17 protein-coding genes and 1 pseudogene are annotated in these 20396 nt (G+C 64.9%); 9 read left to right on the top strand and 9 right to left on the bottom strand.

Translation table 11 applies throughout. The features are described from left to right. Nucleotides 1-159: 159 nt before the first annotated feature. The 6 genes and pseudogenes from J2S96_RS00880 to J2S96_RS00855 all read right to left on the bottom strand — a co-directional run. Nucleotides 160-387, bottom strand: a pseudogene (locus J2S96_RS00880) (hypothetical protein); the annotation flags it as partial. 64 nt (nucleotides 388-451) lie between these two features. After that, complete coding sequence (gene araA, locus J2S96_RS00875; RefSeq protein ID WP_306858966.1) at nucleotides 452-1969, bottom strand: L-arabinose isomerase; 1518 nt, start codon at nucleotides 1967-1969, stop codon at nucleotides 452-454. Then, nucleotides 1969-2673 (bottom strand): L-ribulose-5-phosphate 4-epimerase, encoded by a 705-nt coding sequence (locus J2S96_RS00870; RefSeq protein ID WP_306858964.1) that lies wholly within the window; start codon nucleotides 2671-2673, stop codon nucleotides 1969-1971. Before J2S96_RS00870 ends, araA begins: the two co-directional genes overlap by 1 nt. Beyond that, nucleotides 2670-4316: a xylulokinase gene (locus tag J2S96_RS00865; protein WP_306858962.1), complete on the bottom strand. Its 1647-nt coding sequence runs from the start codon at nucleotides 4314-4316 to the stop codon at nucleotides 2670-2672. The genes J2S96_RS00870 and J2S96_RS00865 overlap by 4 nt, the downstream gene beginning before the upstream one ends. A 78-nt stretch (nucleotides 4317-4394) precedes the next feature. After that, nucleotides 4395-5396, bottom strand: a complete 1002-nt coding sequence (locus J2S96_RS00860; protein ID WP_306858960.1) for a LacI family DNA-binding transcriptional regulator — start codon at nucleotides 5394-5396, stop codon at nucleotides 4395-4397. 521 nt (nucleotides 5397-5917) lie between these two features. Continuing rightward, entirely contained in the window at nucleotides 5918-6118 is a 201-nt protein-coding gene (locus J2S96_RS00855) for a hypothetical protein (RefSeq protein WP_306858958.1), read from the bottom strand. A gap of 79 nt (nucleotides 6119-6197) precedes the next feature. On the opposite strand from J2S96_RS00855, the gene J2S96_RS00850 reads away from it, so the two are divergent. Then, complete coding sequence (locus J2S96_RS00850; protein WP_306858957.1) at nucleotides 6198-6614, top strand: hypothetical protein; 417 nt, start codon at nucleotides 6198-6200, stop codon at nucleotides 6612-6614. 97 nt (nucleotides 6615-6711) lie between these two features. Here J2S96_RS00850 and J2S96_RS00845 read toward each other — a convergent pair whose 3' ends face one another. Further along, nucleotides 6712-6945 carry a hypothetical protein gene (locus J2S96_RS00845; RefSeq protein WP_306858955.1) on the bottom strand — a complete coding sequence of 78 codons (234 nt, stop codon included), beginning with the start codon at nucleotides 6943-6945 and terminating at the stop codon, nucleotides 6712-6714. Between the two features lie 680 nt (nucleotides 6946-7625). Between J2S96_RS00845 and mgtA the strand changes: the two genes are divergently transcribed. Continuing rightward, entirely contained in the window at nucleotides 7626-10322 is a 2697-nt protein-coding gene (gene mgtA, locus J2S96_RS00840) for a magnesium-translocating P-type ATPase (RefSeq protein ID WP_306858953.1), read from the top strand. Nucleotides 10323-10362: 40 nt separating this feature from the next. Here mgtA and J2S96_RS00835 read toward each other — a convergent pair whose 3' ends face one another. Further along, complete coding sequence (locus J2S96_RS00835) at nucleotides 10363-11442, bottom strand: LacI family DNA-binding transcriptional regulator (protein ID WP_306858951.1); 1080 nt, start codon at nucleotides 11440-11442, stop codon at nucleotides 10363-10365. A 292-nt stretch (nucleotides 11443-11734) separates the two neighbouring features. On the opposite strand from J2S96_RS00835, the gene J2S96_RS00830 reads away from it, so the two are divergent. Genes J2S96_RS00830 through J2S96_RS00800 form a run of 7 tightly spaced genes read left to right on the top strand, consistent with a single transcriptional unit; the run spans nucleotide 11735 to nucleotide 18963 of the window. Beyond that, nucleotides 11735-13054: an extracellular solute-binding protein gene (locus J2S96_RS00830; RefSeq protein WP_306858949.1), complete on the top strand. Its 1320-nt coding sequence runs from the start codon at nucleotides 11735-11737 to the stop codon at nucleotides 13052-13054. Nucleotides 13055-13057: 3 nt separating this feature from the next. Continuing rightward, a complete protein-coding gene (locus J2S96_RS00825) occupies nucleotides 13058-13960 on the top strand; it encodes a carbohydrate ABC transporter permease (protein WP_306858948.1) in 903 nt (300 codons plus the stop codon). Further along, nucleotides 13960-14871 (top strand): carbohydrate ABC transporter permease, encoded by a 912-nt coding sequence (locus J2S96_RS00820; RefSeq protein ID WP_306858946.1) that lies wholly within the window; start codon nucleotides 13960-13962, stop codon nucleotides 14869-14871. The genes J2S96_RS00825 and J2S96_RS00820 overlap by 1 nt, the downstream gene beginning before the upstream one ends. A 29-nt stretch (nucleotides 14872-14900) precedes the next feature. Then, nucleotides 14901-16100 (top strand): Gfo/Idh/MocA family protein, encoded by a 1200-nt coding sequence (locus J2S96_RS00815; protein WP_306858944.1) that lies wholly within the window; start codon nucleotides 14901-14903, stop codon nucleotides 16098-16100. Continuing rightward, nucleotides 16097-17101 carry a sugar phosphate isomerase/epimerase family protein gene (locus J2S96_RS00810; protein WP_306858942.1) on the top strand — a complete coding sequence of 335 codons (1005 nt, stop codon included), beginning with the start codon at nucleotides 16097-16099 and terminating at the stop codon, nucleotides 17099-17101. Before J2S96_RS00815 ends, J2S96_RS00810 begins: the two co-directional genes overlap by 4 nt. 57 nt (nucleotides 17102-17158) lie before the next feature. After that, nucleotides 17159-17857: a ThuA domain-containing protein gene (locus J2S96_RS00805; RefSeq protein ID WP_306858941.1), complete on the top strand. Its 699-nt coding sequence runs from the start codon at nucleotides 17159-17161 to the stop codon at nucleotides 17855-17857. Then, on the top strand, nucleotides 17842-18963 hold the full coding sequence (locus J2S96_RS00800) for a Gfo/Idh/MocA family protein (protein ID WP_306858939.1): 1122 nt from the start codon (nucleotides 17842-17844) through the stop codon (nucleotides 18961-18963). The genes J2S96_RS00805 and J2S96_RS00800 overlap by 16 nt, the downstream gene beginning before the upstream one ends. Here J2S96_RS00800 and J2S96_RS00795 read toward each other — a convergent pair. Further along, nucleotides 18945-20159, bottom strand: coding sequence for an ROK family transcriptional regulator (locus tag J2S96_RS00795; RefSeq protein WP_306858937.1), 1215 nt, complete (start codon nucleotides 20157-20159; stop codon nucleotides 18945-18947). The two genes, J2S96_RS00800 and J2S96_RS00795, sit on opposite strands and share 19 nt — an antisense overlap. Between the last annotated feature and the right edge of the window lie 237 nt (nucleotides 20160-20396).

The raw sequence follows: 20396 nt of genomic DNA, 5'->3' as shown, positions 1-20396 counted from the left end.
GTAGGCACTCGTACGCTAGTGCGTCCAACCACATCTACATGGACGCGAAGATGAAGGCCTGCCATCCCGTCGTGGTCAAAAGCCGGGCGGGGCTCGAAGCACGGGCTACGCGGCCCCCGGGGTGATGCCTGACCCGAACTCCCGACGGACCGGGCGGACGCCGTCGGCGATGCGGTTCGGCCACGGTGCAGCGACGATGCCGCGGTAGTCGGGGATCGGGTGTCCGTGCGGAAACGGGACTACCAGATCGCGTCCCCGGTACGTCAGCCTCCGGAGCGCGCCGGCACGCGCCGTCACGACTGCCGCGTATTCTCCGTGGCGGATTTCGTACCCCCCTGCTTCCTGCCTGCTCCGGCCATCCGGGAAGGCAGATATCAGGGCGCTCATGCGCGGGCGGCCCTCCGCGCAGGTGGAAACGCGTCCGGTCTCCATCAATGCCTCCTTTGCCCTCTCAGATCCCTTGGGCGAGCCGGTAGTACGCGGCGTTCCAGTGGAGTTCGCGGGTGAAGCCGCGGGTTGTCGTGTCCTGGTCGATGATGAGGAGTTCGGTGCCGGCGATGCGGGCATAGTCCTCGAAGGCCTCGATTCCGATGGCGGTGCTCATCACTGTGTGGTGGGCGGCCCCGGCCTCGAGCCAGGCGGTGGCGGAGGTGTGGAAGTCGGGAGCCGGCTTCCACACCGCGCGTCCGACGGGCAGCTTGGGCAGCGGCGCGGTGGGTTCGACGACGTCGACCGCGTTGGCGACGAGGCGGAACCTGTCGCGCATGTCGGAGAGGGCGACGACGACGGCAGGCCCCGGGTCCGCGGTGAACACGAGCCGGACTGGGTCGTCCTTCCCCCCGATCCCGAGGGGATGGACCTCCAGGGTCGGGCGGGCGGTGGTCAGGGACGGGGAGACTTCGAGCATGTGGGCGCCGAGGATCCGCTCCGCGCCGGGGGTGAGGTCGTACGTGTAGTCCTCCATGAGGGACGCGCCACCGGGCAGGCCCGCGCCCATGACGTTCGCGGCCCGGACCAGGATCGCTGTCTTCCAGTCACCCTCGGCGCCGAAGCCATAGCCTTCGGCCATGAGCCGCTGCACGGCCAGCCCGGGCAGCTGCTTCAGGGCTCCGAGGTCCTCGAAGCTCGTGGTGAACGCCCCGAAGCCGCCGTCTTCGAGGAAGGAGCGCAGTCCGATCTCGATCGCGGCCCCGTCGCGGAGGGATTGGTGCCGGTCCCCGCCGTGGCGAAGTTCGGGAGCGACGTCGTAGAGGTTCTCGTACTCGGCCACGAGGGCGTCGATGTCGGCCGGCTCCGTGGCCTCGACCGCACCGCTGAGGTCGTTCACGCTCCAGGTGTTCACCTGCACGCCGAGCCGGATCTCAGCCTCGGTCTTGTCGCCCTCGGTGACCGCGACGTAGCGCATGTTGTCTCCGAAGCGGGCGAGCTTGAGGGACCGGGTGGCGGCCCAGCCGGCGGCGGCGCGGGTCCAGATCCCGATCTGCTCGGTCACGCGGGGGTCGGACACGTGACCGACAACGGTCTTCCGCGGGACGCCGAGGCGGGACTGGATGTAGCCGAACTCGCGGTCGCCATGGGCGGCCTGGTTCAGGTTCATGAAGTCGAAGTCGATCTCACCCCACGGGAGCTCGACGTTCGCCTGGGTGTGGAAGTGCAAGAGGGGCTTCTGCAGCGCGGACAAGCCCGTGATCCACATCTTCGCCGGTGAAAACGTGTGCATCCAGGCGATCAGGCCGATCACGCGGTCGTCGGCGTTTGCCTCGAGCGCGATCCGTCGGATCGCGTCCGCCTCGGTCAGTGCTGGTTTCCAGACGACCGTGACGGGCACGGCTTTGGCTGCAGCGAGCTCCTCGGCGATCCGGCGGGACTGCTTGGCGACTTGAGCGAGGGTCTCGGGCCCGTAGAGGTCCTGGCTGCCGGTGAGGAACCAGACTTCGTAGGCCTCGAGGGTGGTGGTGAGCTTGGGCATCAGGTCAGGGATCCTTCCGGGTTTTGTCCGTAGACGTTCTGGTAGCGGTCGAAGAGGGAATCGACTGCCTTCTGTGGGATGGGGACCAGCGGGCCGCCCTGGCGCGCGATGTGCACCGTGCGGGCAACGTCCTCGGCCATGACCGCTGCCTTGACGGCGTCCCGGGCGTTGCTGCCGATGGTGAACACGCCGTGGTTCTGCATCAGTACCGCCCGGCTGTGGTGCCCGGAAAGGGTCGCCACGATCCCGCGGCCGATCGAGTCGTCTCCGATGAGCGCGAACGGTCCTACAGGGATCTCGCCGCCGAACTCGTCCGCCATCGCAGTGATCACGCACGGGATAGGCTCACCCCGGGCCGCCCAGGCTGTCGCATAGGTCGAATGGGTGTGCACCACTCCCCCGACCTCGGGCATGCTCCGATACACGAAGGCGTGCGCCGCGGTGTCCGACGACGGCGACCGCTCCGACCCTTGCGAACCCGGGACCACTTCCCCGTCGAGGGTGCACAGGATCATGTTCTCCGGGGCGAGTTCCTCGTAACCGACGCCGCTGGGCTTGATGACGAACAGGTCCTCCGCGGGGACGCGCCCGGAGACGTTGCCGCCGGTCCACACGACCAAGCCATAGCGCACCAGCTCAGCGTGCAGGGAGGCCACCTGCTCGCGCACGGCCCGGACCGCCGGGCTCTCGGATTCGCGGATCATGGGGTGGCTCCTTCCAGGGCCATCGCGCCCTTCAGCGGTATAGCGTCGGCGGCGGCCTGCTCGACCGCCAAACCGGCGCGGTAGCGTTCGAGGTAGGAGGCGAAGCCTGCGACGTCGTCGGGGTGGGGGTGCGTGGTCTCGAAGCCGAAGCCGTCGAAGACCCGCTTGCGGAGGTAGCCGCAGAGGTAGGCGTCTGTCTCGTCCGCCACGAGGTAGGCGGCGAGGACGGCTATCCCCCAGGCTCCGCCCTCGGAGGCGGTCTCGGCGACGGACACAGGCGCATCGAGCGCGCCGGCAAGGAACCGCTGCGCAACACCGGCGGTGCGGAACATGCCCCCGTGGGCAAACATCCGATCCAAGCCGACCCCCTCGGCAGCGAGGGCCCGCATGCCCAGGGCGAGGGTGCCGAAGACGCCGTACAGCTGGGCGCGCACGAAGTTCGCGAGAGTGAGACGGCTATCGGGGGTCCTCACCACAAGCGGGCGCCCGCGCTCCAGTCCCGTGATCGGCTCGCCGGCGAGATAGTTGTACGCCAGGAGGCCGCCGGCGTCGGGGTCGCCCTTGATGGCCTCGGAGAACAGTGCCTCGTAAACCGCATCGGCGTCCAGGTCGGCGCCGGCGAGGGCAGAAAAGCGGTGGAAAAGGCCAGCCCACGCCGCGAGCTCACTCGCGCCGTTGTTGCAATGGACCATGGCCACCGGATCCCCCGCCGGGGTGGCGACCAGATCCAGCTCGTGATGGACAGCGGTGGGCGGGCGCTCGAGCACGACCATGGCGAAGATGCTCGTCCCGGCGGAGACGTTGCCGGTGCGGGGCGCGACCGAATTGGTGGCGACCATCCCGGTGCCGGCATCACCCTCGGGGGGGCACAGCGGGATACCCTGCTTCAGCGCGCCGGTCGGATCCAGGAGCCGCGCGCCTTCCCGGGTGAGCTCACCCGCGTGCTGGCCGGCGAGGAGGACATCGGGCAGCAGGTCCACCAGCTTGGGCACGCGCCTCTGGGCCAAGTCGTCATACCGGGCGGCCAGCTCGGTATCGTAACCCTTCCTAGCCGCATCGATCGGGAACATGCCCGAAGCGTCTCCGACGCCCAGGACCTTCCGGCCCGTGAGGCGCCAGTGGACGTAGCCTGCCAGCGTCGTGCAGAACCGAACCCGGGACACGTGATCCTCGGCGTCGATCACCGCCTGGTGCAGGTGCGCGATCGACCAGCGCAGCGGGATGTTCACCCCGAACAGCCCGGTCAGCTCCGCCGCCGCCGGCCCGGTCGTCGTGTTCCGCCAGGTGCGGAACGGCGCAAGCAGTTCTCCCTCGCCGTCGAACGCCAGATAACCGTGCATCATCGCCGAGATCCCGATCGCGCCAAAGGTCTCCGGCCGGACGCGGTGACGGCGCTCGGTGTCCTCGACCAGGTCCGCGTAGGCGGTCTGCAGGCCGGACCAGACCGACTCGAGCGAGTATGTCCAGCGCCCGTCCGCGAACTCGTTCTCCCACTCGTGGCTGCCCACCGCCAGGACAAGCGAGGGATCATCGACCGCGACCAGGCACGCCTTGATGCGCGTCGATCCGAATTCGATGCCCAGCGCCGTGCGCGCTCCGAGTATCGCGTCGCGGGCGCCGTCGGGCGTCGGTTCTTGCGTCATGTCACTGCACCTTACCTCTTTGTGACCGGTCACATTGTTGAGTACAAGTATGCACGGCGAAAGATCCGGCGGCAAGGGTCAGGCGGATTCGCGGACCACGAGCGAGGGCGCGACCGGCTCGGCGAACGCGATCTCGCGGCTCTCGATCAGCCCGACGAGACGCTCGACGGTACGCCGGCCGAGCTCGGCGAAGTCCTGCCGCACGGTCGTCAAGGGCGGGGCGAAGAAGGCGGCCTCCGGGATGTCGTCGAAGCCGACGACGGCGAGGTCCCCCGGCAGGCGGAGGTCGGCCTTCCGGGCCGCGTGCAGGACGCCGAGGGCCATCTGGTCGTTCGAGGAGAAGACCGCGGTGATCCCTGACTGCCCGAGGAACTGCGGGGCGATCTGCGCCCCGGACGCGGCGGTCCAGTCCCCCTCGGCCGAGACAATCCCCTCGACCCCGGCAGCCGCGGCCTCGGTCAGGAACCCCTCGCGGCGGGCCCGCGCCTCGGCCCAGTCCAGCGGGCCGCACACGTGCAGGATCGTCCGGTGCCCCCTCGAAACAAGATGCCGGACGGCCATGCGGGCGCCCTCGGCTTGGTCCACCACCAGCCCGCCCCCGTCGCCGGCGCCGTGCAGCGCGACGGCCGGCACCACGAACGACACCGTAGCCATCGCCTCTTGCACCCGTTGCTGCGGGGCGATCACCACGATCCCGTCCACCGACTGCTCCACCAGATGGTCCAACGCAGCCAGGATGTCTTCCCGCTCAGAGGAACCCGCATGCGCCACCGTGACGAAATATCCAGCTTCCCGGGCGGCGTTCTCCACCGCGTCCAAGCTCGACGCCGGTCCATACAGCGACGACGCCGAGGACGCCAGGATCCCGATCGTGCGCGAGCGAGCCGTCGTGAGCATCCTAGCCGCCCGATTCGGCCGGAACCGCAGCTCTGCCATCGCCGCCAGCACCCGCTCCCGGGTCTCCGGCCGGATGCTCGGCGAATCATTCAGCACCCGCGACACCGTCTGCCGGGAAACCCCTGCCACAGCGGCAACCTCACGAACCCCGGGAAGGCGTACGGAAGATGTATCTTCGGCCATGCCCACCACTCTAGGCTCCCGCTGCTTCGGTCGCTGCGGCTTTACGTGTCCCATCAGGGTAGCCTCCAAGCCAGGCGATCCATGGCCCTGGCGGCCCGAGTCGTTCAAGAACGGCCGCAGCGATTTTCGCACCGTTAGTCATATCACGAGTGTTCACACACTCATCAGATCACAGCACAACAAGACATCGGGACGTGCACCGGCAAGGATGCCTTGGAGCGCGACCAGCCCGAGGTTGATTCGTCCGGCCCACTCGTCGGCTGCTCCTCCTCGTTTGAGCACGGGAAACCTCTACCGTGCCCAATAACCCGGGACAATCTGTGAAGTTCGGAGGCACAAATTTCTACCCAGCAGACGTGCGCAGATCGCGGCAATGCTCCAGGCCGGGGCGCTGAACGCTGCGGACCCGCCCCGGAGTGCCCACGGCAACGGCCGTTGGCAGGGTCGGACTTAAGTCCCTGTTCAGTGGGCGCGGCTCAGGCATAGGTTGAAGATGTGTCCTGAAAATCCGGGACCCTCACCTAAGGTGGCCTAATGTCCAGGTCCATGCCTCCGGCATTCAGCGTTTTGGGGGTCTGCGCCCTCTTCGCGCTTTCAGGTTGTTTCGGCCCGCCGGCCCCGGCGCCCCCGAGTAGCTCCTCCGCTCTGAGCGGCACAGCAACAGCGTCCGCTGCCCCGAGCGCGACTACGAGTTCCTCCGCGACGGCCAGCGCTTCGATCACTCCCACTCCTGCGGCTACTGCACTTCCCTCGCCTGCGCCTACCAGTCCGGCATCAACGGGTGAGACTAGCTCGGCGGGGTTGCCGGAGCAGGTCGCCCCGCTGACGGTCTACTACGTCGCCATCGGCAACGGTGGTACTTCCGGGCCGATGATCGGCTGTGGGGATAGCCTCGTCGCTACGACCACGGCCCCAGTCCGCTTCACGGACCAGGTCGGCCCCAGCATCGGGACCTTGCTCGCGAACAAGAGCCGCGACGTCGGCATGTCCGGGCTCGTGAACGTCCTGTATCAATCGAAGCTCACCTACCTCGGTGGAGAGCTGAACGACAGCACGATCACGATCTACCTCTCCGGGCAGTTCATGCTTGCGGGCGTGTGCGACATCCCACGTGCGAAGGCGCAATTGGAGTTCACTGCCATGGCCGCGTCCGGGGCCACGCGCGCCCAAGTGTTCGTCAACGGCCGCCCGATCGACGACGTGCTCAGCCTCAAGTAGTGCATGTCGGGGATCCGGCGCAGAGGAAGAGGAGCATTTTGGTCCGGTGCAGTCTCGATTTCACTGTCCCGGCCCGGCGGCCCACAGTACTTCGGGCTCACCGTCCCCGGCCGCCCCTCGGGATAGCGTTGTGGGCCAGCGAACTTCGGCAGAACAACCCGCGTCGTTGCCCCGCCCCCTGCATAGCGAGGACCGTGAATCCCAGTGCTACCAGGGCCATCACCACCCGGAGGAGCAGCCCGATCGAGTAGCTGTGCGTCGCGGCGTCGTGCGTCGCTCCCATGACAAGCGGCGGGAGATAGCCGCCCAGGCCACCGGCCGCGCTGACCACTCACTCGCTGAAGCTGCCCATTTTGCATTCCGGCGGCGAGTGGAAGATCTTGGAAGGCTGCAAGCATGGCAGCCTCGCAGTGTACCTCCTGGAATGCGCGGATGCCCAGGCTTTCCCTCCCTGGCCCCAGCCGCCAGCGAATTTCGTTGTTCCGGTCCAAAGCGGATATCCCGCGCAGCCGAAGAACCGGCCGTAGCGCCCTGCACATTCCTTCATGGTGCGCTTCCTGCATTTCGGCCCGGTACACTCGCGGCGACGTTTCGCATGGGTGACCTCTCCCGAAGCTGTGTGTGTAAACGCAGGGCTTCGTATGACGGGTTGGACGGGACGCACAATAGATCAGGTCCCGAACCAATAGAAACCGCCCGTCCAGCCCACTCGTCAACCTATACAAAACACAAGCCCAGGAATGCCGGAGAACGCGCCGACCGTTTCCCGAGCCAGGGTCGGTCAATTTCTGACACCTGCCCGCCGACATCCAAGTCTGCGTCGCCTAAGGGCAGGCCCTGGGTGCCTAAGAAGGCCGCCCGCACCGTGCAAGGGTTGTTCGCCATCGTCTGCTGCTTCCGAACCGTCACCCGACCGGGGACACGACATTCTTCCGGTCATCACAGACAACCAGCCCAGAGCCGTACTCTTATCCCAAGACTCCCTAGGCGACGCATTCGAACGGATACGGCATGTCAGATCTCAACGTCCAGGAGCGGCATTCCACGCAGCTGCTGATCACCGAAGCCGCATGCCTTCAGCAGGACGAAGTGCTGGATCACTTGGGCTCCAGCCCGGCAGGCTTGACCAACCAAGAAGCCGCGGAACGCCTTGCAGAACTTGGCCCGAATGCCGTGCGGACGCACCGGGCCAACGGGTGGGCGGTCTTGGGGCGCCAGTTCGCCAGCCCCATCCTTATCTTGCTGATCGTGACCGCTGGGTTGTCCCTCTTCCTGGGCGATGCCACGAATTCGCTCGTGATCGGTGTGATCCTCCTGGTCAGCGTCGGCTTGGGCTTCACCAACGAATTCCGCGCCGAACGGGCCTCCGAAGCCTTGCATTCCCGCGTGACCCACCGCGCAGTCGTGCTGCGGAACGGAACCACTCAGGACGTGGACGTCACCGCCTTGGTGCCGGGCGACGTCGTACACCTGAGTCTTGGCTCCGTCGTCCCCGCCGACATCCGCCTCCTCAGCACCCAGAACCTCCTTTGCGACGAAAGCATCCTGACCGGGGAGTCCCTTCCAGCCGGTAAGGATCCGGCCCCGGCGGCGCCCGGCTCGTCCTTGGGCGACCTCGCATCCTGCATCTTCATGGGAACAGTTATCCAGTCCGGTGGCTGCACCGGCGTGGTGGTCGCCACCGGTGGACGTGCCGAATTCGGCCGCATCGCGCTGGGCCTGGGAGAACGGCAACCCCAGACCGAATTCCAGCTCGGGCTGAAGAGGTTCTCGTTCCTGCTTTTGCAGGTGGCCATCGCGCTCACCACGCTGATCTTCATCGGGAACCTGCTGTTAGACCGCCCGCTGATCGAATCGCTGCTGTTCTCTCTGGCAATCGCCGTCGGGATCACGCCGCAGTTGCTGCCCGCCGTCGTGAGCACGAGCCTCGCTACCGGCACCCGCCAGCTGGCCCGGCGGAAAGTCTTGGTCAAACGGCTGGTCTGCATCGAGGACCTAGGCGACATGGATATCCTGGTGACCGACAAGACCGGCACCCTCACCGAGGGGCGCGTCAGTTTCACAGGTGCGCTGCCCGCCTCCCCGGAAGTGTCCGACGCCGAACTCCTCACCTTGGGGCTGTTGGCCACCGAAACCGACTACTCCGAAGCCAAACAATCCACGGCAGGGCAGAACCCGTTGGACGCCGCCCTCTGGGAAAGCACGGGCGCGGCTGCATTTGATGCCGCCCGCTTTGAGCGCCTCGACCTGATCGACTTCGACCACCAGCGCCGCCGCACGAGCGTGCTGGTGCGGGGAGCCGACCGCGCGGCACGCCTGGTCACCAAAGGCGCCCCGGAAGACGTGCTCGCCCTCTGCGGGCCAACGCCGCCCAGGGTGCAGGCGATGCTGGATGAACAGTTCGATGCCGGATCGCGCGTCGTCGCGGTGGCTACCCGCCCAGCCACGGGGCTGAGCAAGATCACGCCTGCCGACGAAAGGGACCTGGTCCTGGCAGGCTTCCTGGTCTTCCTCGACCGGCCCAAGGCAAACGCGAAAAAGTCCCTGGACCAACTCGCAACGCTCGGCATCTCGGTGAAGATCGCCACCGGGGACAACGCCAAGGTCGCCGAAAAAGTGTGCTCCGAGCTCGGCGTCGTGTCCGGCGGAACGCTCACCGGTGCGGATGTCGACGCCCTCTCGGACACCGAGCTGGCTGTCACCGCGCGGGATGCGACCATCTTTGCCCGCGTCTCGCCTGAGCAGAAAGCCCGCATCATCACCCTGCTGCGCCAAAGCGGAGGTGCAGTGGGCTTCATGGGCGACGGCGTCAACGATGCGCTAGCGCTTCATAAAGCGGACATCGGGATCTCCGTGGACAGCGCTACTGACGTCGCCAAGGACGCTGCCGACATTGTGCTTTTGGAAAAGGATCTTGGCGTTCTGGCCGAGGGCGTGATGGAGGGCAGGAGGATCTTCGCGAACACCATCAAGTACGTGCTGATGGGAACGTCCAGCAACTTCGGCAACATGTTCAGTGCGGCGACGGCGTCCGTGGTCCTGAGCTTCCTGCCCATGCTCCCGGGGCAGATCCTGCTCAACAACCTGCTCTACGACAGCGGCCAGCTCGCCATCCCGGGCGACCGGGTGGACAGGGAACAGCTGCTGGCACCTTCGCATTGGAACATCGCGTTCATCCGGCGCTTCATGTTCCTCTTCGGGCCGATCAGCTCAATCTTTGATTTTGCGACCTTCGCGCTCATGCTTTTCGTTTTCAACGCCGTCCCCGGGGAATTCCGGGCGGGCTGGTTCATCGAATCCATCGCCACTCAAACCCTCATCATTTTCGCCATCAGGACCCGGAGGGTTCCATTCCTGCGAAGCCGCCCCTCGATTGGCCTGTTGAGTGCGTCTTTGGGCGTCGTAGCAGCGGGCACCTTTCTTCCGCTGTCACCGCTGGCCGGACTGTTGGGTTTCGATCCCTTGCCAGTGCCGTTCTTCCTGGCTCTGCTGGGGATGGTGGTTATCTACATGGTCATGGTGGAACTCGCCAAGAGCTGGTTCTTCTCCCGGACTGCGCAACAAGCGCCACCGCACACGGCGCCCGTCCGCCGTCGGCCGAATACCCACCACATCTCCCGCCGTGCCTCCCGCTTCAGCGCGCCGCTTGTCGCGGTTGTGCCAAGGCGCCCGGTGCGTGGCCGCAGGAGACCCAAGGTGACGGTCTAGCTTTCGTTCGAACCGAAGATGCGCGAAGGGCGCGTCGCCTTTACGATTCAGCGGAGATCGCTTGGGTTGCCTGCCGATCGATGAATTCCTCGGGCGGAGCGGTAGATTCGCGGATGACAAGATGCGTTGCGAGCTCTACTCTGCGTGAGTCCAGGGTGTCGCCTCGCATTTGCCGCAGCACGAATCGCAGGGCGGCGCGGCCCATTTCCTGCAGCGGTTGGGACACGGACGTCAGGGGAGGCACCGATTCTTCTGCCTGGTAGGTGCCGTCGAAGCCGACCACGCTCATGTCCTCGGGGATTCGGATTCTTTGCCGACGCGCCTCCGCGAGCACTCCCATGGCGATGCTGTCGCTTGCGGCAAAGATGGCCGTGGGGCGCTCCTCGAGTTGAAGCAGGGTTTTCATTCCGGCCACACCGTTCTCGGAACGGAAGGGTCCTGACAGGATGTAGCGCTCCTCGACCGGCACGCCATTCGCCATCAGCGCGGCCATATAGCCGTGAAGCCGGGCCTGATTGCATTCGGCAGCTTCCGGGCCGCCCAAGTAGGCGATCCGACGGTGCCCAAGATCCAGCAGGTGGGCCGTGGCAGCCTTGCCCCCAGCCCAATTGCTGGCGCCGACGCTAACCACGTCACCTGGCGGCGGGTTAAGGGGGTCGATGACAACGATAGGTATCTGCCGCTGTCGAAATGGATCCAGCTGGGCCGAACTGAACGCCGAGGTTATGACGATCATGCCGCTGCGACCCTCTTCGATGATCCGCCGCGCCCGCTGCTCCGGACTAAGGGTCGACGCGCCTTGCTGGCCCGTGATGTGGAGCAAGACCTCGACGTCGGAGGCGGCCGCGTGCTCCAGCACGCCATTGAGCACTTCTACTCCATACGCCGAGTTCAAGGTGTCGAGCACTACCTCCACCACGGGCCGACGGCCAGCGAGCTTCTTCCGCTGAAACGGGGATTTGTACCCCGTCCGCTCCAAGGCAGTCAGAACCTTGGCACGCGTGCCAGCGGCAACGTCCTCGCGCCCGTTGACCACCTTCGAGACTGTCGGCATAGAGACGCCAGCTTCCCGTGCAATGGCGGCCAATGTCAGCTTGGCGGGACGTTCATTGCTAGCCATCGAACCTCAGCTCTTTCGAAATATTTCGTTGATTCAAGTTTGGACGTCGCGCCCGAAAGAGTCAATCCTCATTTCGTAAAGGAGTTGAACTTTATGCCGAATTAGCCTTGACGGTGACGCATGTCATAGATAAATTTGCCTAACGGACCGAAATACTATCGAAATATTTCGAAGATCCTGCAGACCTTACTAAGTGTCAGCGGCAGTTGCAGCCTCTCCCCCGGAGGCCGGACTCCCGAAACCAATAGCCGGGCAATCAGCGTCGAGCCCGGAGGACGAATGGAAATGCAAAATGGTAAAACTCACGTTGCGTTCAGCAGCGATCGCCGTCACTGTTGCGGCCGTGTCACTCTCTCTTGCAGCCTGCGGCTCCAGCGGTCCTGCAGGCTCGGCAGGCAACGCCGATTCGGCCACCATGTGGGGGCTCACTGGCGGCAACCAGCCTGTGCTACAGAAGTCCATCGATGCGTGGAACAAAGCGCATCCGGATGAGTCCGTGAAGCTCGATTTCTTCGCGAACGACGCGTACAAGACCAAGGTCCGCACTGCCGTCGGCGCCGGTCAGGGACCCACCTTTATTTACGGTTGGGGCGGCGGAGTCCTGAAGTCCTACGTCGACGCCAGCCAGGTTGCCGATCTCTCGCAGTTCATCAAGGACAACCCTGACGTCCAAAGCCGGTACCTGCCCTCGGTGCTCAAGAACGGCGTGATCGATGGCAAGACCTATGCCCTCCCGAACAACAACGTCCAGCCCGTGGTGCTGTACTTCAACAAGGACGTCTTCGACAAGATCGGTGCACAGGCCCCCAAGACCTGGGATGAACTGATGGCATTGGTGCCGAAGTTCAAGGCAGCCGGCATAGCTCCCTTCTCCCTGGGAGGCCAGTCCAAGTGGCCTGACCTGATGTGGCTCGAATACCTGGTGGAACGCATCGGCGGACCCGACGTCTTCGCGAACATTGCCGCGAACAAGCCCGGCGCCTGGTCAGACCCGGCCGTCAAAGAAGCCCTGACCAAAATCCAGGAACTAGTGGACGCAGGCGGATTCGTCAACGGCTTCTCCTCTATTGCCGCCGACAGCAACGCAGACCAGGCCCTGCTCTACACCGGCAAAGCGGCCATGATCCTGCAGGGCGGCTGGATCTACCAGAGCATGAAGAAGGACGCAGCGGACTTCGTCAAGAACGGCAAGCTCGGCTACACCGCCTTCCCCACCGTCTCCGGCGGCAAGGGAGACCCCGCCAACGTCGTGGGCAACCCGTCCAACTTCTGGTCGATCTCCTCCAAAGCCACTGACAGCCAGAAGAAGGCGGCACTGGACTACGTGAAGAGCGGCATGTTTACCGACGCCGACACGCAGGCCCTCATCGATTCCGGCGCCGTCCCGGTGACCACTGGCATCGAGAGCAAGCTGGCCGCGTCCCCGGACAAGGACTTCCTGAGCTACGTGTACGGCATGGCCAAGAACGCCCCGAACTTCACCCTTTCCTGGGACCAAGCGCTCAGCCCCGCACAGGGTGATGCCATGTTGGCGAACCTGGACCAGATTTTCCTTAAGAAGATCACCCCGGATCAGTTCGTCTCGACGATGAACGCAACGATCGGAAAATAGCCAGTGTCCACCTCAACCGGTTCTTCCCGCCGGGTCCTTGAAAAGGGCCCGTCGGGGTGGCTCGCCGCACCAGCCCTCGTCTTCTTCCTCCTCTTCGCCATCATCCCGCTCTTCGGCGTGCTCTTCCTCAGCTTCACCAGATGGGACGGGCTCGGCGAAATCAAGCTGGACGGCTTGTCGAGCTGGACCACGGTCCTGACAGATCCCGTCACCGGCAATGCCCTGTGGGTCACGGCTAAGATCATGTTCTTCTCCTTCATCGTCCAGGCTCCCATCAGCCTGCTCCTTGGCGTGTTCACTTCCGCTTCACAGAAGTACCGGGCAGCCTTGGCTGTGTTGTATTTCGTTCCGCTGCTGTTGTCCTCCGCCGCCGTCGCCATCGCCTACAAGGCACTCCTGGACCCGAACTTCGGCCTCGGCCCAGGTCTGGGGATGCCGTTCCTGGCGCAGGACTGGCTCGGCAATTCGGACTTGGTGCTGTTCGTGGTGGTCTTCGTCATCGCGTGGCAATTCGTTCCGTTCCACACGCTCATCTACCAAGGCGGCGTACGGCAGATCCCGGCGTCGCTGTATGAAGCCGCCCAGATCGACGGCGCGGGACGCGTGCAGCAGTTCTTCTCCATCACCTTGCCGCAGCTGAAGTACACGATCATCACGTCGTCCACCCTCATGGTGGTGGGTTCGCTGGCCTACTTCGACCTTGTGTTCGTCCTCACCGGCGGAGGCCCCGGCTACTCCACCCGATTGCTGCCGCTGCAGATGTACCTGACTGGCTTCAAGGCCAACGACATGGGAGCCGCCAGCGCCCTGGGTGTCATCCTCGTGGTGATCGGCCTCGCCCTGGCCCTGATCCTGCAACGACTCGGTGGCAAGAACCGTAACGCAAGCCAACTGGAAGGTGCCTGATGGCTTCCACAACCCAACTTCCCGTCCCGTCAGCCACGCGCACAGCGCCAAGCCACAAGTCCGGCCCCCGAAGCAAAGGATCGAAGGGTCCCGGACGCTCGCGCCCGAATATCCTCGGCGGCCTGGGCGGGTGGCTTTGGCTGGCCATCATCATCGTTCCCATCTACTACGTGGTGGTCACCAGCCTGAAGAACCAAGCCGGCTTCTTCACCTCGAACCCGATGATGCCGCCAACCGAGCCGACCCTCGACAACTACAAGCTGGTCCTGGACAACGACTTCGCGATGTACTTCGCCAACAGCCTGATCGTCACAGTGGGCAGCGTTGTACCGGCACTCCTGGTCTCGTTCATGGCCGCGTACGCCATCGTCCGGGGCAAAGGCCGGTTCCTGACGTGGACCAACAACACGTTCCTCCTTGGCCTCGCGATCCCGTTGCACGCCACGATCATCCCCATCTATTGGATGATCACCCGGGCCCACCTCTATGACACCCTGCTGGCCCTGATCCTGCCCTCCATCGCGTTCGCCATTCCCATTTCGGTCCTCATCCTGAGCAACTTCATGCGCGACGTCCCCAACGAGTTGTTCGAATCCATGCGCCTCGACGGATGCTCCGACTGGGCCATGATGTGGCGCCTCGCGCTGCCCATGACGCGGCCCGCAGTCGTCACCGTAGGTATCTACAACGCGCTCGGCGTCTGGAACGGCTTTCTCTTCCCGCTGATCCTGACGCAAAGCCCGTCCACGCGCGTCCTTCCGCTTTCCCTGTGGACCTTCCAGGGGGAATTCAGCGTAAACATCCCCGCAGTGCTTGCTTCCGTGGTGCTCGCCACGTTGCCGCTGCTGGTCATTTACGTGGTGGCCCGCCGCCAGTTGCTCAGCGGGCTGACCGCCGGATTCAGCAAATAGACAGCCAGGCACCAGTGAAAGGAAACACATTGACCACCGCAAAGCCATTGCGTGTCGGCATGGTCGGCTACGCGTTCATGGGCGCCGCCCACTCGCACGCCTGGCGGACAGCGCCGCGATTCTTCGATCTCCCGCTGGACCCCCAGCTCACCGCCCTCGCCGGAAGGAACGACGACGGTGTCCGCGCCGCCGCGCGCAAGCTCGGCTGGGGATCCGTGGAGACGGATTGGCGACGGCTCGTCGAGCGGGACGACATCGACCTGATCGACATCTGCACGCCAGGGAATACGCACACTGAAATTGCGATCGCGGCCCTCGAAGCCGGCAAGCATGTCCTCTGCGAAAAGCCGCTGGCCAACTCCGTCGAGGAAGCTGAGCGCATGACCGAAGCGGCGCAGGCCGCGGCCCAACGGGGGGTCCTCTCGATGTGCGGGTTCAGTTACCGCCGCACGCCCGCGCTGGCACTGGCCAAACGGATGGTCGACGAGGGGCGCCTCGGCGACATCCGGCATGTGCGGGCGCAATACCTCCAGGACTGGCTGAGCGACGAAAACGCGCCCATGACCTGGCGGTTGGACAAGTCGAAATCTGGATCCGGTTCCCTGGGCGACATCGGTGCGCACAGCATCGACGCCGCCCAGTGGGTCACCGGGCAGAACATCGTTGGGGTCTCGGCCCTCCTGGAAACGTTCGTCCACGAGCGGCCCTTGGTCGGTGACCTCGTGGGCTTGGGCGGCCACGGGAACGTGGGCGTGGACGCGCCGCGCGGCACGGTCACTGTTGATGACGCTGCAATTTTCAGCGCAAAGTTCGACGGCGGCGGTACTTCCACGGGCGCCGTCGGGGTTTTCGAAGCCACGCGCTTCGCACTGGGACGCAAGAACGCCATGCGCCTGGAAGTCAATGGCACCACGGCATCCCTCGCGTTCGACTTTGAGGACATGAACAGCCTCTCCTTCTACGAGGCCGCAGAATCGCCCGACGCCGGGTTCCGAAGGATCTTCGTCACGGAACCGGAGCACCCCTATGTCGGCAATTGGTGGCCCACCGGCCACGGTCTTGGCTACGAACATGGCTTCACGCACCAAGTAGTGGACCTGGTCGCCGCGATCGGCGCAGGAGAGCAGCCCTCGCCGTCGTTCTCCGAGGCCTTGCAAGTACAAAAGGTATTGGCGGCCGTCGAAGCGAGCGCCGCCGAGGACAGCCGCTGGCAGAAGGTGCAGCCATGACCCGGCCGATCACGTTGTTCACGGGCCAGTGGGCCGACCTGCCATTCGAGGAAGTCGCACGCCTTGCGGGCCAGTGGGGTTTCGACGGGCTGGAAATCGCGTGTTGGGGCGATCATCTCGATCCCGTCCGGGCCGTGGAGGACGACGCCTACCTCCAGTCACGCCTGCACATCCTGGACAAGAACGGGCTGGAAGTCTTCGCCATCGCCAACCACCTCACGGGCCAGGCCGTGTGCGACGACCCGATCGATGAGCGCCACCGCGACATCCTGTCCCCCGCGGTCTGGGGCGACGGCGAAGCCGAAGGGGTGCGCCGACGCGCAGCGGAGGTCATGAAAGCAACCGCGAGGGCCGCCGCCCGGCTCGGCGTCAAGACCGTCACAGGGTTTACAGGCTCTTCGATCTGGAAAGCCGTGGCCATGTTCCCTCCCGCGTCGGCGTCGATGATCGAGGCCGGTTACCAGGATTTCGCCGACCGCTGGAACCCGATCCTGGATGTCTTCGACGAGGTAGGCGTTCGCTTCGCCCTGGAAGTCCATCCGTCCGAGATCGCATACGACTACTGGACGGCCAAGCGCACGCTGGAGGCAATCGGGCACCGGAAGAGCTTCGGCTTGAACTTCGACCCCTCCCACTTCATCTGGCAGGATCTGGACCCGGTGATGTTCCTGCAGGACTTCGCCGAGAAGATCTTCCACGTCCACGTCAAGGAATCCATCCGCCAGCTCGACGGGCGCAACGGCCGCCTCGGCTCGCACCTGGCCTGGGCCGACCCGCGACGCGGCTGGGACTTCGTCACCGCCGGCCATGGACATGTCCAGTGGGAACCAATCTTCCGCACGCTCAATGCGATCGGCTACGACGGTCCCACGAGCGTCGAGTGGGAAGACGCCGGCATGGACCGGCTCATCGGAGCACCCCAGTCACTCGAGCTCGTCCGGGGTTTGGCGCGCATCGCACCCCCGGCTGCCGCGTTCGACTCCGCCTTCAGCACCCGGTGACCTCCGCGCAGCAGGCGCGGGACCGCCGTCGTCCTCCACAACCAACCAAAGGAAACCATGACCGACAATAAGACCGCCCTGGTGGTCCGTGGCGGCTGGGATGGCCACCAGCCATTCGAGGCCACGGAACTCTTTATCCCGTTCCTCAAGGACAACGGCTACAACGTCCGGGTCGAGGAATCCCCCAAGGTATACGCCGATTCGGCATTTATGTCCGGCGTGGACGTGATCGTGCAATGCATGACCATGTCCACCATCGAGAAGGACGAATTCGAGGGACTCCGCACTGCCGTCGAAAACGGGGCGGGCCTTGCCGGCTGGCACGGCGGGATCGCCGACTCCTACCGGAACAACTCGGACTACCGGCATATGATCGGCGGGCAGTTCGCCTGCCATCCCGGCAAACATCCGGACGAGCGCATTGGCGAGCAGTCGGATAATTACGTGCCGTACACGGTAGACATGCTCCCGGCTGCCGCGAGCCATCCCATCACGCAGGGCATCGGCGACTTCGAGTTGATTACCGAGCAGTACTGGGTGCTGTCGGACGACTACATCGACGTCCTCGCCACAACCACCCAAAAGGTCAGGGAATGGGACCAGTGGAACCGGGAGGTCACCTCCCCTGCCATTTGGACCCGGCAGTGGGGGAAGGGGCGGATTTTCGTCTGCACCCCGGGCCACCGCGTAGAAATCCTCGAGGACAGCAATGTCCGCACCATCATTGAAAGGGGCATGCTGTGGGCAAGCCGCTAAAGGTCGGAATTATTGGCTGCGGCGCCATCATCGCCCAGTACCTCACAAACTTCCGCCGGCTGGATGCCATCGACCTAGTGGCCGTGGCGGATCTCGATCGCGCGCGCGCTCAGGCGGTTGCAGACTCCTACGACGGCGTCCGCGCAGTGACCGTCGACGAACTCTTGGCGGCGGACGACGTCGAGCTCGTCCTTAACCTCACCATTCCGGCCGCGCATGCGCCGATCGCTTTGAGGGCGATCGCCGCAGGCAAGAGCGTGTATGGGGAAAAGCCGCTCGCCGCGACTACAGCCGAGGCACGGCAAGTGCTCGACGTGGCGCGGGCGGCCGGCGTCGTGGTCGGCTGCGCGCCGGATACGGTGCTCGGTACCGGCATCCAGACGGCCCGCAAAGCGATCGACGACGGCCTGATTGGTTCGCCGATATCGGCCACGGCAACCATGGTCACGCCGGGACACGAGCGCTGGCACCCCAATCCGGATTTCTACTACCAACCCGGCGGTGGACCGCTGCTGGACATGGGCCCCTATTACGTGACTGCGCTGGTCACGTTGCTGGGCCCGGTAGTCTCGGTCATCGGAGCGGGAAGCCACACACGGGGCTCGCGCACCATCGGTTCGGGCCCGCGCGAGGGCGAATTGATCCCAGTGACCATCGATTCGCACGTGACCGGGGTCCTGGTCCATGCCTCCGGCGCCCTGTCCACTCTTGTGATGAGCTTTGACGCTGTGAAAACCAAGTCTTCCAACATCGAGATTCACGGCGCGGCAGGGTCCCTGGTGGTTCCCGATCCGAACCACTTCGACGGCGACGTTGAGCTTTTCACGCTCGGCGCCGACTCCTGGCAGACTCTTCCGGTTTCGGCCGGCTACATCGATTCGGGCCGGGGCTTCGGCATCGCCGACCTCGCGGCAACTCCGGCCGGGGCCGAACCACGTGCCGGCGGCGAACTTGCATTCCATGCGCTGGAGGTCATGGAATCTGTATTGGCATCTGCCGCCAGTGGCTCAGCGGTGTCGATCGAAAGCACGGTTGCGCGGCCGGAACTCGTGGAACTGACCGCCCTGGCTTCCCCGCTCGCGGAAGTTCAGGGAATCAGCTCGTAGGCCTGGTTCAAAATTCTCCGGACTGAGGCTTCTGCGGCACCCCTGAGGGCAGCCGTCTGCCCCAGTCCGGAGACGGCCACGTTTCCTTCCGGGATCAGTCCCGGCGCGTGGCGGTCCAAGCTCCGGCGCAGCGCGGGAGTGATCAATTCCTCAAGTACAACGAAATGACCCCCGAGCACGACGGCGGAAATGTTCGCGAATCGCGCCGTCGAGGCAACGGCGACTCCGAGGTAGCGTCCGGCCTGTTCCACTGCTGAAACAGCCCGCTCATCGCCGTCATGGGCGAGTTGGAGCAAGAGGGCCATTTGCCGGGAGGTCGAATCCCATTCGATTCCGGCAGCGGAATATATGGCGTTCTGGCCCGCGAACGCCTCAAGGCAACCGTGCCCGCCGCAGGCGCACACCGGACCGTCGGGATGCACCACCACATGGCCAATCTCCCCGGCATGACCTTGCGGGCCGGCGAAAAGCTGCGAATCTATGACCAGCCCGCCACCAACACCCACTTCGCCGGAGATGTACAGGAAATCCCGGAACCGCTCGCTTGTGCGGTTATCCGCGCCGTGGCCGAACCAGAGTTCCGCGAGCGCTGCGCTATTGGCCTCGTTCGAGAGGGAGACTCCGAACGGGGCTACGGGCAGGAGCTTGGGCAGCTCTTCGGAGAGCTCGACGTCGGCCCAGCCCAAGTTTGGTGCGGCCAGCACAACGTTGCGTTCCACATCCACCAACCCAGGCACGGTCAGTTCCCCGCCAAGAAGTTCGACGCCGGCGGCCGCCGCCTTTGTTACGGCCCGCTGCGCCATGGCGACGAGCAGCGGCAGGATATCGGAGGGCAAGCTTCCGCGGTTATGCCGTTCAAGCGTTTCGTGGAAGGTCAGATCCCCTTTGAAGTCCAAGACCCCCACCGCGAGGTAATCTACATTGATTTCCGCAGCCAAGGCACCGCGGGCCGGATTGAGGACAAGGCCGGTTCCCGGCCTTCCGCGTTCGCCGTCGCGGGTGACACTTGTTTCCCGCACCAGGCCGGCTTCGAGCAAGTCGGTAACGATGCTTGAAACCGAAGCTTTCGTCAGACCGCTTTCCGCGGCAAGCTGGGCGCGCGTGGTCCCGTCATTCTTCTGGATCCCGGCGAGCACAAGTGCCACATTCCGCCTTCGGACATCGCCCACCCTCCCGGGTGATGGCATGGTGGACATGTTTCCTCCGGGATCCTGTTTGACTGCGTGACTTACATCATCATTCAGTGATCCGAGGTTGCAGGCCATTTGAGTCGTGCCACGCGGGCAGGCGACCATCCTGCGTCGCCGAGGGCACCCTCCCTTGGTCCGGCGGGTAGCTGAGCCTTCGCCACGGTGTAGTGGCTCGCGTGCGGCGTTGCCACATACACGACGTCCACCGCGGGATCCGTCCGTGGAAATGACTCCCACCGGACG

It is taken from the genome of Arthrobacter bambusae (genome assembly GCF_030812595.1).
Lineage (GTDB): Bacteria > Actinomycetota > Actinomycetes > Actinomycetales > Micrococcaceae > Arthrobacter > Arthrobacter bambusae_B.
This window is presented reverse-complemented; position numbering and strand designations above follow the sequence as displayed.